The 16,677-nt window shown below is 28.0% G+C and carries 14 protein-coding genes; 11 read left to right on the forward strand and 3 right to left on the reverse strand.

Annotated elements, in window-relative coordinates; all coding sequences use genetic code 11:
• Positions 1-51: 51 nt before the first annotated feature.
• Positions 52-2,178, reverse strand: a complete 2,127-nt coding sequence (locus NJU99_RS03755) for a methyl-accepting chemotaxis protein (protein WP_254577393.1) — start codon at positions 2,176-2,178, stop codon at positions 52-54.
• A gap of 223 nt (positions 2,179-2,401) precedes the next feature.
• Complete coding sequence (locus NJU99_RS03760; RefSeq protein WP_079579822.1) at positions 2,402-2,716, reverse strand: F0F1 ATP synthase subunit C; 315 nt, start codon at positions 2,714-2,716, stop codon at positions 2,402-2,404.
• 272 nt (positions 2,717-2,988) lie between these two features.
• Between NJU99_RS03760 and NJU99_RS03765 the strand changes: the two genes are divergently transcribed.
• Entirely contained in the window at positions 2,989-5,049 is a 2,061-nt protein-coding gene (locus NJU99_RS03765; RefSeq protein WP_254577394.1) for a hypothetical protein, read from the forward strand.
• Between the two features lie 22 nt (positions 5,050-5,071).
• On the opposite strand, the gene NJU99_RS03770 is transcribed toward NJU99_RS03765, so the two are convergent.
• Entirely contained in the window at positions 5,072-5,770 is a 699-nt protein-coding gene (locus NJU99_RS03770; RefSeq protein WP_254577395.1) for a rhodanese-like domain-containing protein, read from the reverse strand.
• Positions 5,771-5,955: 185 nt separating this feature from the next.
• Here NJU99_RS03770 and NJU99_RS03775 point away from each other — a divergent pair, with 185 nt between their 5' ends.
• From NJU99_RS03775 to NJU99_RS03820, 10 genes are all read left to right on the forward strand, one after another.
• Entirely contained in the window at positions 5,956-7,311 is a 1,356-nt protein-coding gene (locus NJU99_RS03775; RefSeq protein WP_254577396.1) for an imelysin family protein, read from the forward strand.
• Entirely contained in the window at positions 7,289-8,680 is a 1,392-nt protein-coding gene (locus NJU99_RS03780; protein WP_254577397.1) for a di-heme oxidoredictase family protein, read from the forward strand. The genes NJU99_RS03775 and NJU99_RS03780 overlap by 23 nt, the downstream gene beginning before the upstream one ends.
• On the forward strand, positions 8,680-9,621 hold the full coding sequence (locus NJU99_RS03785; RefSeq protein ID WP_254577398.1) for an imelysin family protein: 942 nt from the start codon (positions 8,680-8,682) through the stop codon (positions 9,619-9,621). The genes NJU99_RS03780 and NJU99_RS03785 overlap by 1 nt, the downstream gene beginning before the upstream one ends.
• Before the next feature lie 3 nt (positions 9,622-9,624).
• Complete coding sequence (locus NJU99_RS03790) at positions 9,625-10,527, forward strand: sterol desaturase family protein (protein WP_254577399.1); 903 nt, start codon at positions 9,625-9,627, stop codon at positions 10,525-10,527.
• A complete protein-coding gene (locus NJU99_RS03795; protein ID WP_254577400.1) occupies positions 10,527-11,687 on the forward strand; it encodes a cytochrome-c peroxidase in 1,161 nt (386 codons plus the stop codon). The genes NJU99_RS03790 and NJU99_RS03795 overlap by 1 nt, the downstream gene beginning before the upstream one ends.
• Positions 11,677-12,069: a hypothetical protein gene (locus NJU99_RS03800; protein WP_254577401.1), complete on the forward strand. Its 393-nt coding sequence runs from the start codon at positions 11,677-11,679 to the stop codon at positions 12,067-12,069. Before NJU99_RS03795 ends, NJU99_RS03800 begins: the two co-directional genes overlap by 11 nt.
• Positions 12,070-12,314: 245 nt before the next feature.
• Positions 12,315-13,022 (forward strand): SDR family NAD(P)-dependent oxidoreductase, encoded by a 708-nt coding sequence (locus NJU99_RS03805; protein WP_254577402.1) that lies wholly within the window; start codon positions 12,315-12,317, stop codon positions 13,020-13,022.
• 150 nt (positions 13,023-13,172) lie between these two features.
• Positions 13,173-13,811, forward strand: a complete 639-nt coding sequence (locus tag NJU99_RS03810; RefSeq protein WP_254577403.1) for a TetR/AcrR family transcriptional regulator — start codon at positions 13,173-13,175, stop codon at positions 13,809-13,811.
• Position 13,812: 1 nt separating this feature from the next.
• Entirely contained in the window at positions 13,813-15,570 is a 1,758-nt protein-coding gene (locus NJU99_RS03815) for a TolC family protein (protein WP_254577404.1), read from the forward strand.
• Complete coding sequence (locus NJU99_RS03820) at positions 15,567-16,676, forward strand: efflux RND transporter periplasmic adaptor subunit (protein ID WP_254577405.1); 1,110 nt, start codon at positions 15,567-15,569, stop codon at positions 16,674-16,676. Before NJU99_RS03815 ends, NJU99_RS03820 begins: the two co-directional genes overlap by 4 nt.
• Position 16,677: the final 1 nt, after the last annotated feature.

Below are 16,677 nucleotides of genomic sequence, written 5' to 3' on the forward strand. Positions count from 1 at the left end.
ATGTTCTATTTAACTAACTAAAATAGAACAAAGTCAAGAGAAAACTCTTGACTAATTATCTCTAAACTGTTTTTGATGTACCGTTTCAAGTATTTTTTGTGCTAAAGTTGAAGTGTTTTTAGCAATATTATGTGTTTGTGTTGCAACAGATGCATTGTTTTGTGTTTGCTGATCTAATCTATTGATTACATCATTTATTTGTTCTATACTTGTTTTTTGCTCTCTTGAAGAATCAGATATATCACCAATAGCTTCAGTTGTTTTATAGATATTTTCATTTAATTTTTCATATCCATTTATCATTTCATCAGCTATTGTTTTACCATTGTTTGTTTTGGCAGTTGCTTTTTCAACAATATCTTTGATTTCTTTGGCAGCTTCTGCTGATCTTGCTGCTAGGTTTCTTACTTCTTGTGCAACTACTGCAAAACCTTTTCCTGCTTCACCAGCAGTGGCTGCTTCAACTGCTGCATTAAGTGATAAGATATTCGTTTGGAATGCAATTTGGTCAATAACGGTAATAGCATCTGCTATTGCTTGTGTTTGTTCATTTATCTCATCCATAGATACAACAGTTGAGTTTGCTAAACTTTGTCCTTTTTTAATTGATTGAGACAATTCCTCAGAGTGGGCAGACATTTGTGAAATTCTTTCAGTATTGTTTGCAACAGTACTTGTAATCTCTTCAAGAGCAGCTGCAGTTTCTTCTAGTGATACAGCAGTTTCATTTGATGATTTATTTAAAATATCTACATTTGTAAGTAGCTCATTTGAACTCTCATCTAGTTGTAAACCATTATGCTTATTTTCTTGAAGCATTTGATTGATAATATCACATAGATTATTTAGACCTATTGCTACATTACCATTTGCATTTTCTATACTATTTTTAAAGTTTAGCTCAGAGTATTCTTTTAGATGAGTTAAAATAGGATTTATATCATTATTTACATTTTTATTGATTGTTTCAATCATGTCATTTAGTATATCTTTCAATTCATTTAATGACTTATTATTTGTAGATGCTTGAACTTTTATATCTAGTTTTCCATTGTTCACTTGTGCAACTACATCTTTTACATTTTCAATAAGTTCTTTATCTTTATTTAAACTCTTTGCAACTTCTTCCATCTCAAAATCGATAGTTTTAGCCATGTTTCCAAACTCATCATTTGTATTTATACTAAGTTTTGTGATTTTTGATTCTTCGCCTTTTAGATATTTAAAGAAAAATCTTAGCCCATCTTCTACTTTTTTAATTGGAGATAAAATTTTTAAAAGTACAAAATATAAAAGTGTTAAAATAATTGCAAGAAGTGCGAAATATAAAATTATTTCTTTTATTGTATTTTTTTGAATTTCTTCAAAAATTGTATCTTTATCTAATTGAACAACTAATATCCAGCCAGTTTCAGAAATATTACTATGAGCGATTAGTTTTTCTACACCATTTTTGTCTGTAGCTTCTAAAAAGTTTAAATCTGAAGATAAATCAAATTGTGAGTATAAGTCACTTTTTTTATTTAATAAGTCTTTGTTTTTATGAATTAATACATTTCCCTGCTTATTAAGTAAGTATGCAAACCCCTCACCATTTACAGAAACATTTAAAATACTATTTACAATAGTATCAATAAAAATATCAGAACCCACTACACCTATTAGTTTATTATTTTGATATAAAGGAGTATATACTGATATTACAAGTTTTTTAGTTGATACATCAATATAAGGTTTTGACACACCTGATTTTTTAGTACTTACTGCATCTTTGTACCAAGGTCTAACTCTTGCATCATAATTATCTTTTGGAACATTTAAAATTTGTCCATTTGATAAAACAAGTGAACCATCTGTATTGAATCCGACATAAACATCTACAAATTTTCCTGCATTTTTAGATAATTCAAGTTTAGCTAAAAGATTTTTATCATCTGCATTTATTTCTGTTTTTTCAAGATCTTTTGTAAGTGCTTCAATGATATCAATTTTTGATTGTATATATGCATCAATAAACTTTGAGCTATCTTTTGCAAGACTTAATTCTTCATTTTTTACTAATGAATATTGACTATTATAGTTGTTTGAAGTATTGTAAAAACCTAATATAAAAAAAGATATAACAATACATATTGAAACAACTGCTAGTATTTTTGTTTTTAAACTAGTTGTTTTCATGGGCTTCTCCTTTTGGACTTTTTTTATTATATCAAGGAAAAGTGTCATTTTGGAGTTACTATTGTAAAAAATATAACTTTTTATAATAATAGTATATAAGGAATAGTTGAGTATAAGTTAAAATAATAATTTAAAAATGTTGAATTTTATTTTAGGCATAAAAAAAGGCCAAGAGTAAAAACTCTTGACCTTTTTAAGTTATCAGTTCTGTAGTAAGTACTGATTACCCTAAGAATGGGTTAGCATATAATGCGATCATCGCAATTACTAATGCATAAATAACTTGTGCTTCGATCATCGCTAATGCAATGAACATAGTAGTCATTAATTTTCCACCTAAACCTGGGTTTCTAGCAGTACCAGCGATTGTTGCAGCAGCAGTGTTACCCATACCGATAGCACCACCAAGTGCAGCAAGACCAAGACCAATACCTGCAGCAACTACAGAGTAAGCTTTTAAAGTTTCATTTGCAACTGCACCATCAGCAGCGAAAGCAGCACCAGCAATAGCTAGCATTAAAAGAACGATTTTTTTCATTCTAGATTCCTTAATATATTTTTATTTACAAAGTCTGTTCGGATAGCGTAAATCTGTCAATAAAGACAAACCCATAGACACATAAATGCGATCCATGTCCCTACTTATCACTTTGATTGGCGGTAGTATATCTTTTTGTATATTAAACAATTATTAAGTGTTATATGTTAAAAATAAAACTAAAGAAAAATTTAAGTTTAATGAAATTGCTAAAAGTATACTGTTTAAATATTTTGTTATAATATTTTAATAGTTTAAAGAAAGGATATCTTATGGTAAAATTTTTTATGGCAATGACCTTTATTCTTATAACCATGATAGGTTCTGTTTTTGGTGTGCTTTTTACAAAACCAGGAAACAATTTAATTGCTTCATATATTGAAGATATAGTAAATTCTGAAAATAAAGAAGCTAACTTTAAAGTTGAAAATTTTCAATTAACATTTGACAGTGTAAATTTTGATGCAACAATCGCAAAAAGTTCTAATATAAATATCAATGGGGATTTAAAGATATTTTCAAAAACTGTAGATTTAAAATATGACATTGATGTTAAAGACTTATCAACATTAGAACCTTTGATAAATCAAAGATTAAATGGTCCTTTAAAAACAAAAGGTACGTTTAAAGGTGACGAAAACTTTTCAGTAATAAATGGTACTTCAACACTTGCAAGTAGTGATACTTCATACAACTTAGAGCTTAAAAACTATGAGCCCTCAAATATAAACCTTTCAATTAAAAATGCAAATATCTCAGAACTTTTATATTTAGTAAATCAAGCAAAATATGCAAAGGGTGTACTAAATCTAAATGCAAACATCAAAAATGCAAAACTTCCTACTTTAGATGGAAATATAGTATCAAGTATTATAGATGGTAAAATCAATAATGATATTGTAAACAAGAGTTTTAATTTGGCATTAAAAGATGAGATTACATTTAAATCAAGAACAAATGCTATTTTAACACCAAATAAAATCACAGCAAAAGCAACACTTATAAATTCATTATCGACTATCTCTTCTGATGAGACTGTGGTTTTATTAGATAAAAATCAAGTGAAATCAAACTATAAAATTGATATTGCAAATTTAAGTAAATTAGAGCAAATAATCGGTATAAAATTAAACGACAAGTTTTCAACTCATGGAGTTGTTGAAGTAAATAATGGAGTTATTGATATAAAAGGTAGAAGTGATGTGTTTGATAGTTTTACAAACTATGAAACAAAAATAGAAAATGCAAAACCTAGTTTTTTATATTTAAATATAAAAGATGCAAAACTTGATAAACTACTATATCTTTTAAATCAGCCAAAATATTCTACAGGAAACTTAGACCTAATAGCAGATATTAAAAATGCAGATATAAATAATCTTGCAGGTTTAGTTACAACTCAAATAAAAGATGCAAAACTTGTAAATAAAGTAATAAACAAACAGTTTAATCAAAAACTAAAACAAGCAGTTACTTATAAAGTTGATACAAAAACAAATCTTGAAAAAACAAATGCTATTACAAATGGAAATGTTGACTCTTCACTTGCAAAACTTGATATAAAAAATGCAATATTTAATATAAAAGAGGCTTCTTTAAATAGTAATTATGTATTAAATGTACCAAGTTTATCAAAATTATATGATGTAACTCAGACAAAAATGAGAGGAAAACTAGCCTTAAATGGTAAGTTAGAATCTAAAAAAGAGAGTTTATTAGTTACTGGGGCTTCAAAACTTCTTGGTGGAAATTTAGACTTTAAACTAAACAACAATGATTTTACTGCAAATGTAAAAGGTGTAGAGATAAAAGAGTTGACTCATATGATGTATTATCCAGAGGTGTTTGATTCGACTTCTAATTTAGCTTTAAACTACAACCTTTTATTAAAAAAAGGAAAACTAACAGGAAGTCTTATAAAAGGACACTTCTTAGCAAATGACTTTTCAGTCTTAATAAATCAGTTTGCAAAATTTGACTTAACAAGAGAGATTTATGATACAGTTGATATAAATAGTGATATAAATAATATGGTTTTAAAAACTATTGTAAATATGAAGAGTAAAAATACTCAAATTGATGTAACAAAATCACTTCTTGATTTAAATAAATCATATGTAAATGCAGACATAAAAGCCAAAATAAGAAAACTAAATCTTGATTTTAATGTAAAAGGAAATATGAAAAGTCCAAAGGTAAAACTTAATACAAAAGGTTTACTAAAAAATAAAATCGAAGAAAAAATCAATGATAAATTAGGTGATAAACTAAAAGAAAAACTAGGAGATGAGGGAGCAAAAGAACTTCTAAATAACTTCAAGTCTTTATTTTAAAAGCTAAAAGAGTAAGAAAACCTTACTCTTTTAATTTTTTAGTTAAAGGAAGTGCTACCATACTCCAAGCATGAACACCACCTCTATACCAAAGAAGTTTATCTTTTGGATAACCTATATTTATTAGATGTCTGATACTTTTTGAAGAGAGGGGACACCAAGCTCCATTACAAAAAAACACTGCTGTTTTTGCATTTGTAAAATCAAACTTATCATCATCTATAACTTTTACACCTAATGTTTTATATGCTCTATAGAAATCCTCTTCAAAATCAAAATCATATTTTAAATCATCATAATATATATTTACAGCACTAGGAATAGTTGCAAAGTCAAACCAAGCTTTATTTCTTGAATCAACCAAGATATATTTATCAGGGTTTTTTGTTGATTTTGAGTAAATAAAATGCATTAGTTCATTTTCACCTAGATTTTTTATATCTTTATCAATCTTATTGTTTTGAATAGCTCCTGTTGTAGTAATAAAAACTTTCTTACAAGACTCATCAATATCTTCTTTTATATATGACTCATCAAAAAAATATGGACTAACACCAATTCCTATACAACTTCCATCTACTTTTCTCTCGATTGTATATTTTTCTTTTGTATTATTTGAGTAGGTATGAGTTACTTCAAAACCACTATATTGTAAAGCCTCAGGTTTAACTGCGAATAAACTTAAAGACAAACTTACTAGTAATAAAATAAATCTAAACATAATAGCTCCTTTGTATTATTATATCTTATACAATCAAGTATAGATTTATTCTCTTAAATAATATCTTAAACATTTTTTAGATTGTTATGATAATTATTATCATTTTTAAGTTTAATAAAAGTTTTTTTTAGATTTAATTACATTAATGATAATTGATATTAAAATTAAAATTAAAAAGGAACATAATGTTTAATAAAACTAAAATTTTTGCAGCTTCTTTATCTGTAGTGGCTGCTTTAGCTTTAACTGGTTGTGCTACATCATCTCAAAGTACAACACCAACACAAATGACACAACAAGCAAATACTATCTTAGGTGCATATTCAAATATTGCACTTGCAAATTACAATGATGCTTTAAATGATGCAATCAACTTAAAATTTAGAATTGATGCTTTTGCTACAAAACCAACTAAATATACTTTTGAACAAGCAAAAAAAGCTTGGTTAATTTCAAGAGAATCTTATGGGCAAACTGAAATCTTTAGATTAGCAAATGGTCCTATTGATGCTGAAGAAGGATGGGTTGCAGATTCTTATGGTTCACTTGAAGGACAATTAAACGCATGGCCTTTAGATGAAAATATGATTGATTATACTATTGATGCAAATGGAAATAAAACTTCTGGAAATATCATAGATACAGCAGGTGTATTTAATCCAGGTGGTGAAGACGCTCAAGCTGTAAATGTTAAGAAAATTACTGTTGATGCTTTAACTGCATTAAATGAAAATGGTGGAGATGCAAATGTATCTACAGGTTATCATGCAATTGAGTTTTTATTGTGGGGACAAGACCAAGATTATTCTAACTTTATCAAAGATTCAGTTACTAAAGGTGCTTTAACAGCAGGTCAAAGAAGTTTAACAGACTTTACAGCTGATAAAAATGCAGATAGAAGAATTGCATATTTACAAGCAGCAGCAGATAAAATCGTATCTGATTTAACAACTGTAAAATCAGCTTGGGAAAAAGATGTAAATGGAACAGCTGGATTATACCAAGCAGCATTACAAGGTAAACTTTTAGGTGATAATGCTTCTAAAAATATTTCAAAAGAAGAAGCATTAAAACAAATCATTGCTGGAATGGGTGTATTTATCAAATCTGAATTAGCAAATGAAAGAATTGCAGTTGCGGTTTTAACTCCATCAGAAGAAGATGAACATTCTTGTTTCTCAGATAATACTCACAGAGATATTGCTATGAACTATTTAGGATTTAGAAATATTTTAACTTCAACTTACGATGGTAAAAAATTTGGTCCTTCATTATTAGATGCAGTTGATGCTGATACTAAACAAAGAATTTTAAATAAAATGGCGTCAATTGAAGCTAAAATCAATATAGTTGATGAAATGGCAAAAACAAAACAACATTTTGATTACCAAATTCAACCAGGAAATCCTCAAGCAAAAGTTATTGTAAAACTTAAAAATGAGATGAGAAAACTTGGTGATGAGATGGTAAATGTAGCAAAAGCAAATGGAATTAGTTTAACAACAGATGATGTTACAGATGCAGAAGAAACACAAATCTAGTTTTTCTTTTTTACAAAAAGCTATTTTAACTAAAAGCCTTGTAGTAATTTTTACTACAGGGCTTTTTGCCGTTAATAATGAAGGCAAATATTTCTCATCAGAAAAAAATAAGTCATTACTTGAAAAGCCTGTAAAAGGACTAAATGATGAACAATATGATCAGTTTATTTTAGGAAGAAGTTTTTTTGTAATACCTTGGGTAGAAGCTCCAAGTGCAACAACTGCAAGGGATGGTTTAGGACCACTTTTTAACTCAAATACTTGTGTGTCATGTCATCCAAGAAATGGAAGAGGAAGTTTATATAATAATAAAATGAAACCTTCAAGGTCACTTGTAGCAAGACTATCTATCCCTTTTGATAATTCAAAAGAGCATAAAGAACTATTTGAAAAACAAGGTTTTGTTCCAGAGCCAAGATATGGTTCACAAATATCAGTTAATGGAATTCATGGTGTGCCTTTTGAAGCTAGAGTTGATGTGAAGTTTCAAGAGATAAAAGTAAAGTTTCCTGATGGTGAAGTAGATACTATCTTGAAACCAAAATATGAACTTATTGATAAAAACTATGGCAAGCTTGCTAAAAATACAGCAATCACTTATAGAATGGCTCAATCTTTAAATGGTTTAGGATTATTAGAAAAAGTATCAGATGAAGAGATTTTATCAAATGAAGATGAGTTTGATAAGGATGGTGATGGTATTTCTGGCCGAGCTAATAGAGTATATTCTCCTCTTACAAAAAAAGAAGAGATTGGAAGATACACATGGAAAGCAAGTGCTGCCACTGTTATAGAACAAATAGCAGGTGCAGCAAACAATGACATGGGTTTAACAACTTTTTTACAGTCCAATGAAAACTGTACTTCTTTTCAAAAACTTTGTAATGAAGCGCCAAAACCTTGGCATAAAAAAGATATTACAGATGAAAGATTAGGTGCTATTGATTTTTATATAAGAAATTTAAAAACATATAAACCCAAAAAAGATGAAGAGCATTTGGAAGGTTTAGAAATTTTTAAAGGCTTAGATTGTGCAAAGTGCCATAAAACAAGTCTTAAAACTGTAGATGGTTTTAATATAGAACCTTTTACAGATATGCTTTTACATGATATGGGTGAGGGCTTAAGTGATGGAAGAGTTGAGTTTAAAGCTAATGAAAGAGAGTTTAGAACAGCTCCTTTATGGGGATTGGCTCTTCATGAAAAGATAAATAAAAAAAAGCCAAGATTATTACATGATGGAAGAGCAAGAGATTTCCAAGAAGCAATACTTTGGCATGGTGGTGAAGCAGAAATATCAAAACAAAAATATATGAGTGCTTCAAAAGAACAAAGAGAAAAATTAATTAAATTTTTAGAAAGGTTATAATGAAAAAACTATTAATAACAACAGCATTTTTAGCAACTAGTATGTTTGCACAAACTAGTTTACACTCGATTTTAGAAAATGTATCAGTTCCAAATGTAAACAAAACAATAGAATCTGCAAAGAGTTTAAAAGAAAATACAAACAAAAAGAATTTTGAAAACTTAGTGTCAGAGTGGAAAAAAGTAGAAGCTTTATATTTTGCAGGTGATATTGATGAAAATTATATTGATACACCAAGATATATAGATGTATATCATAATTTAAAAGAGGATTTAAGTGAACAAATGCAAAGAGCAATTGATTCAAATGATGAGCCAAGAATTGCACTTTTTAAGAACTCATTTAGAACTATAAATGCTTTGGAGTATGTACTTTTTAATGATGAAATAATCACAAAAAGAGAAAAACTTCTTGCTGTAAATATCCTAGATACTATTATTTCAAATTTAGAAGATATTAAAGATGTATATAAAGAGTATTTAAAAACAGGTTCAAAAAGTGAAAAGTGGGAAAATTCACTTGTAATAAATACACTTATTTCAAGTTCTTATAGATTAAGAGAGTGGAGAGTTGGGGAACCATCAGGATATGCTGCAAAATATAAAAATGATCCAAAAAACCAAAGAGCAGAGTATTATCTAAGTAAAAACTCACTAAATGCAATAAAAGCTATTTTAAAAGCTCATGATGAGGTAATTGGTGATAAGTCTTATGAAAACTTTGCAACAATGGCTAAAAATGCAGGGGCAAAAAGAGCTATTATTGAGGCACAAGAGGCTTTAAGTAAATCATTAAAAGAGTTAGAAAACTATAAAAACGATGACTTTTCAAAAGCAAAACTTTTATATGAAGCAACAAAAGAGCTTCACAATGCTTACTATTTATCACTTGTTGAAGAATTAGCCGTAACTGCAAAAATACTTGATGCTGATGGAGATTAAAAAGTGAGTGATTTTTTTGCACTAGAGTATTTTATAAACCCAAATAAAAGAGTATTTTGGGGATATATCTTATCTTCTATTTTAATAGCATGTATATATTTTTATTTTAATAAAAAACAATTAAGGTTAACTTTATCTTCAAAGCTTTGGTTTCATCCAAGTGCGAAGCTTGATTATTATTACTTTTTTATTGGATATTTTATAAAAGTATTTATGCTATTTCCCATAGTAATTAGTGCAAAAACTATCGCTTTATTTATAAATAAACAGCTTTATTTAGCTTTTGACTTTTATGAAAACAGCTTCTTTTCTTATGAGGCTGTTTTGCTGATGTATACAATTTGTCTATTTCTTGTAAGTGATTTTACACGGTATTGGACTCATAGATTTTTACATACTATTCCATTTTTATGGGAATTTCACAAGATACATCACAGCGCAAAGGTATTAACACCTATTACATTTTATAGGGTTCATCCAGTTGAGAACTTACTTTTCGGACTCAGATACTCTCTTAGTATTGGACTTGTAACAGGGGTGTTTATATACTTTTTTGGTGCGATGATTGATATATACGCTATTTTAGGGGTAAATGTACTTGTCTTTGCTTTTTCACTTATAGGCTCAAATTTAAGACACTCTCATGTTGCTTTTTCTTATCCCAAATTATTGGAGAGATTTTTTATCTCACCAAAACAACATCAAGTACATCATAGTAAGAAGTATTTCAATAAAAACTATGGTGGATATTTGGCTATTTGGGATTGGGTTTTTGGAACATTGAAGTTTTCAAAAGATGTAAAAGTTTTAAAATTTGGTTTAAGAAGAGAGCAAATGAATGAGTACAATTCAATAGCAAATTTAATAATAGCACCATTTAAAAATTTAGTAGGAGGTAAAAGGTAATGAAATATATAAAATCATTTGCCTTAGTTATTGCAACGGCTTTAGTATTTACTGCTTGTACAAACAATGCAGAGGTATCAAAAGCTCAAGAGTTAGTAAATGTAAAAGTAAAAGAGGATTTAGGTAGATCGCTATTTTTTGATGTAAACCTTTCAAAAAATAGAACTCAATCATGCTCAACTTGTCACAATCCACAAAAAGGATTTGCCGATGATAGAGATAATGGAATAAAAGCAATGGCTTCACTTGGAGATGATGGAAAATCATTGGGGGATAGACAAGCTCCAAGTGCAGCATACGCTAAGTTTTCACCAAAGTTTCATTTTGATGAGAAAAAACAAAAGTATATAGGTGGTCAATTTTGGGATGGTAGAGAAGCAACGTTAGCAGGTCAAGCAGGTGGACCTCCTACAAATCCTATTGAAATGGGAATGCCAAGTAAAAAAGCTGTAGTTGATAGAATCAAAGAAAATCCTTATTATGTAAAAACATTTAAAGAAGTTTATGGAAAAGATATTTTCTCTTCAAATGAAGAAGCTTATAAAGCAATGGCAGATGCAATAGAGAAGTTTGAGATGACAGATGAGTTTTCACCTTTTGATTCTAAATATGATAGATATTTAAAAGGTGAATATGAATTAACTGTATTAGAAGATTTAGGAAGAACACTATTTTTCTCAAATAACAATAACTCTTGTGCCACTTGTCATGTACTAAAAGGTGAAGATAAGTTAGGTGAGATATTTACAAACTATGAGTATCATAATATTGGAGTTCCAATAAATCACGAACTTAGAGCAAAAAATGGTGTAACACAAATTGATAATGGACTTTTAAATAACCCAACTGTAAGTGATGAAAAACACAAAGGAAAATACAAAGTTCCAACACTAAGAAATGTAGCAGTAACAGCACCATACATGCACAATGGAGTCTTTAAAGAGCTAAAAACTGTAGTTGAGTTTTATGATAAATACAATAATCAAAATAGAAAACTAAATCCTGAAACAAATAAACCTTGGGATAAACCAGAAGTTGAAGAGACTATCTCACTAGAAGAGCTAAAAGCTAAAAAACAAAATGACAGAAAAGTAGAAGCCTTAGTAGCTTTTATGAAACTACTTACAGATAAAAAATACGAACATTTACTTGAAAAATAGAACACGAATAATTTCGTGTTTTATTTTTCTAAATTTATGTCTATTTTACTTCCAAATTCAACAAAAAAATGATATTATCAATAAAAAAGGATTCGTTATTTTAAAAGTTATTTCATATTTAGTATTCTCAACACTATTATTTGCAAATAACAACTCTGATTTTTCAAGTGAGTTTAAAAAATTAAAAGAAGAAAAACAAGCTTTGATTGATAGATATGAGATTAGAGTGGAAGTTGCAAGACTTGATAAAATGTACAAAAGAGTAAGGTTACTTTCTAAAACTCTTACTTGTTTTAAAAACACAAGAAGTAAAAGAGAAATTGTACAGTGTAAAAATGATGAAAGAAAAAGAATAATGGAAATAATTAGAAAGAATTCATAAAAAGATACCTTTACGATACACTTTTTTTATAAAATAATCTCCATATGAAATATAGGAGAAAGCTACAAATGAAAAACTACCCTTTAAAACTTACATGTAAAACAACAAACGAAAAACCAATTGATACTTCAAGTGAAGAAGATGATGATTGGAATACTTTTTAAAATACTTAGCTTTTAATTTAAGAGATATAAAACCAAAGCCTTTATATACTTAAGCCATATAAAAATTATGGAGAGATAATTATGAGTAAAAAAAGAGCTTTAATTACAGGTGGAAATAAAGGTATTGGTTTAGCAGTTGCAACTGCACTTTTAGAACTTGACTATGAGATTGTTGTAGTTGCAAGAAACTTTGATAATTTTCAGTTAGGTGGCTTACCAAATGTAACGGAAATTCAGTATGATTTATCAGATATTGAAAACTTACCAGTTTTAGCTAAAGAAGTTGGTGAAATAGATGTACTTATAAACAACGCAGGTTATATGCAGCCAAAATACACTTATGACAACTATCCAAAAGAAGCAAAAGAACACTTAATGAATGTAGACTTACATGCACCAGTTGAGCTTATGAATCTTTTTAGTGTTGGCATGAAAAAAAGAAAATATGGAAGAATAGTAAACACAGCTTCAATCGCAGGTCAAATAGGTCACCCAGATGTATGGTATGGTATTGCAAAAGCAGGACTTATAAATGCTACTAAAATTTATGGAAAACTTCTTGGAAGTGATGGTATCACAGTAAATTGTGTAGCTCCAAGTGCTGCTGAGACTGATATGCAAAATGACAATGATGAAAAAAGAAAAGCAGCCTTTAAAGCAGCAGTTGTTACAAACAGATTTGCAGAACCTGAAGAAGTTGCAAAAGCTATTGTTTGGTTAGCTACTGATTGTCCTGAGTATATAAATGGTATTACTATAGATATAAACAACACTTTCTACGCAAGATAAAACTAGAGTTTAACTCTAGTTTTTATGCTCAATTAAAACTTCTTATTTAAAACATCAAAAAAATAAAATATAGATATAATAATATATTTTTTAATTACTCTTTTAGAACACTTGTTCTATAATTAGAACAAATGTTCTAAAAGGTGTTTTATGACAAGTAGAAAAAATCTAATAATTCAAGAATCAATAAATCTTTTTAATGAAAAGGGTTGTATAAATACAAGTACTAGACACATAGCTTCAAAGCTTGGTATTAGTGTAGGGAATTTGTACTATTATTTTAAAAATAAAGAAGAGATTATCATAGCTATTTATGAAGAGTTTATGTCTTTGATATCAAAACAGCTTACAAGCGTAAGAGATGGACAAGATTTAGCCTTTGATTATTATGATTTTTTACAACAACAAATGACTTATGAGTTAAAGTATCGTTTTTTCAGACTTGAACTTAACAATATCTATCAAAACTACCCCAAAGTAAAAGAGGCTTTTGAAAAAAGCCATATTCAAAAAAAACAGCAAATAAAATATGTTTATACCCATCAAATAAAATATGGATATATGAAAAGACTAGAAGAAGATGAACTTGATTTTTTAGTATCAAACACTTGGATTATCGTAACTCAATGGGAAATCTATTGGCTCATAGATAGGTTGGATGACGAAAAGCAAAGAAGAAGAAATGGTATCTTAAATATTCTATATTTTATAAAACCTTATATGACAATAAAAGGTTTAGAAGATACAAATCTATTAACTTCAATTAATTATTTAAACAAAAAGGCATAAAATGAGAAAAATTTTTATTTTGATATTTATAGTTTTTACAAGCCTTGTTTTTAGTAAAGATTATAGTCTAAAGTTAGTTGTGGATAAAACATCACAAACTTATATACAAGCTATAAAAAAAGAGAGTAAAAAACTTTTTTCAAGTAGTGATAAAATAAACTATAAAATAGAAGTTTGTTCTAAAGGTTGTCAAAATTTACTTAGGAATAAAGATGCAGTCTTTTTACTAAATAGTATAGGCTCAAAGCCTAAAAAACAAGACTCTTATATAATTACATATAATCTAATATCATCTATTTATGATGAAAATAGAGTTATACGAACTACTGCTTTAGGTATTTTTGAGTATCTAAAAGAGAAAAAAAGAAAAACTATACATATAAAAAACAAAGCTTTAGTTTTCAAAGAAGAAGAAAACAAAAATCTAAAAACTTTAAATCTAAAAGAGGTTTTAAACCTAGCTGTAAAAAATAATCTTAAAATAAAAAGAAATCAAAATAGCATAAAACTTCAAGAAATAGGTGTTCATGAAACAAAAAGTCTATATAAACCTAAAATAGATATTTTCTCAAACTATATAGAAATTGATGAAGATAGAGCACTTGCTAGTAGAGGTCTAAATCCCCAAAGAACAATGGAAGCAGGAGTTAAAGTGTCTCAGCTTATTTATTCAGATAAGGTTTTGAAAAATATAGAGATAAATAAACTTTTATATAAATCTACAAAACAAGAAGCCAAGGCTTTAGATGATGAGATTTTATACAAAGCAACACTTATATATTTAAACATAATTAAAGCAAAACAATACAATAAAATCATAAAAATAAAACATGATTTCATACAAAGAAATCTTTTATTTGCAAAACAAAGAGTTCAAATAGGAGTACAAGATAGAAGTGATGTATATAGATGGCAAAGTGAATTGGCAAATGCAAATATTCAATTGGCAACTTCTCAAAAAAAGTTAAAAAAGCTAAAAGTGGAACTATCAAACTTACTTAGAATAAAAAATGAATATGATTATTTAGAGTATGGACTAAACTCAAAACTTTTTAAACTTTTAAATAAAGATGCAATTACATATCTTAAAGATGTGAAAGTTCAAGAAGCTTTTACAAGAAATATAGTTCATACTCATCCAAGATTAAAGCAAATAAAAGAGCTAATAAAAGCAAAAAATGAACACTTACAAATGAATAAAGACTCTTATTATTTGCCAAGTATTGCCTTTGAGGGAAGTGCAAAAAAAGTTCTAAAAAGAGGTGGTGAAGCATCTGATTTACCAAGAACTTGGGATGATAAAGAGTATCAAGCTGTTATTAATATAAATCTTTCTTTATATGAAGGTGGAGTTAAAAAATCAAAGATTCAAAAAAATGAAGTAGAACTAATCGATTTAAAACTTCAATACAATGATGTAAAAAACCTAATAATAGAAAATGTAAGAAAAAACTATGAGTCATTATCTCACTCTTACTCAAAAATATCATATTCTAAGGACTCATTGAACTCTTCAAAAAAGAATTATGAGTTAATTGAAGATAAATATAAAAAAGGAAAAGAGAATATTATCTCACTTTTAGATGCTCAAAACTCATATATAGTTTCAAAGTTAAATCTAAGTATTTCAAATATTGAATATCTAGTGGATTTAAGTTCTATTTATTTTTTTAGTGGACGAATAGATATTTTACTTGATGAGATAAAAAAAGAAGAAGTTGAAAAAAAAATACATGAGATTATAAAGGATAAAAATTGAAAAACTTAGTTTTAGCCATATTTATTTTAGTAGCTTTTACTGCTTGTCAAGAAAAAGAAGAAAAAGTGCAAAAACAAGATATTAAAACAGTATTTGCTACTTTACCAATAGCTAAAGATTCAAATGAAAATAGAGTTTTTAATGCAACTGCTATTTCAAATAATGAAACAAAATTAAGCTTTAAAGTTGAAGGAAACATCATATATCTAAAAACAAAAATAGGTGATGAAGTAAAAAAAGATGAGTTAATAGCAAAGTTGGATTCAAAGCCTTATGAACTAAGAGTTTCTCAAATAAAATATGCACTAAGTGAAGCAAGGGCTAGTTTACAAAATGCCAAAAGTACTTATGAAAGAGTTAAGAAACTATACATAAATCAAAATGCAAGTGTAAGCGATATAGATAAAGCAAAAGCAGCCTATGAAGCTACAAGTGCAAAGGTTAAAAATATCACAAAAGAGCTAGATTATGCAAAACTAAAACTTTCATATACAAAACTTTACTCACCTATGAATGCGTATATTTCTCTAAAGTATGTACATGAAAATGAAAATGTAGCAGTAGGAACACCTGTTGTTTTATTAGGAGATAAACTAATAGATGAAGTATCAGTTCAAGTTCCTGAGTCAATAATCAATAGAATAAAACAAAATGATTTAGTAAAAGTTGTATTTACTTCACTTGATAAAAATAGAGTATTTACAGCAAAAGTAAAAGAAGTATCAAAATATGCTTCATCTAAAAGTAAAACTTATAAAGTAGTGGCAAAGCTAAACAATAGCTCAAATTTAATCAAGTCAGGTATGTCAGCTGATGTTTATTTTAATCTTTTAGATGATTCAAAAACTAGTATTTATTGTGTTCCATCAAATAGTGTTTTAAATGATAAAGAGGGATATTTTGTATATACCCTTATAAGAAATGAAAAAAGTCAAAAAGATTATATGGTTAAAAAAACTATGGTTAAAGTAGGAGAGTTAACATCTGATGGTTTTGAAATACTTGAAGGTTTAAATAGTGATGATTTAGTTTTAAAAGCTGGTATGAGTGAGGTGTATGAGCAAATGAAAGTTCAAATATCAAACTTAAAAGACTTAGGAAAATAAA

This window comes from Arcobacter roscoffensis, from assembly GCF_024267655.1.
GTDB lineage: Bacteria > Campylobacterota > Campylobacteria > Campylobacterales > Arcobacteraceae > Arcobacter_B > Arcobacter_B roscoffensis.